1 protein-coding gene is annotated in these 344 nt (G+C 32.0%); it reads left to right on the plus strand.

Annotation, left to right across the window (positions count from 1 at the left end; genetic code table 11):
* Positions 1-344, plus strand: a 344-nt coding sequence (locus tag IU405_RS01965; RefSeq protein WP_231749460.1) for a DUF5916 domain-containing protein, incomplete at both ends; no start/stop codon positions are given.

Here is a 344-nt window from a genome sequence, read left to right on the forward strand (position 1 = left end):
GGTGACAGATGGAGAGTTGCCAATGACAGGTATATTTATGGTTCATTTGGTTCTGATAGAAGCAAAAAGTTTAGTTATTCATTTAATTTTGCGAAAGTTGTAACGGATGAAGCTGTTTTTGACAATTCCAATTTTATTTTAGGATTCAATTATCAACCTATTGATGCATTGAATATTTCGCTTCAAAATCAATTGAATATCTCTACAGATCGCGCACAATATGTGCAAACAGTTGATTTTGGAAATAACAAAAGATACATTTTGGGACGCATCAAAAACGATGAATTTTCAACTACATTGCGATTTACGTATAGCATCAATCCGAATATGTCTATTCAGTTTTA

Source organism: Polaribacter sp. BAL334, assembly GCF_015767435.1.
Lineage (GTDB): Bacteria > Bacteroidota > Bacteroidia > Flavobacteriales > Flavobacteriaceae > Polaribacter.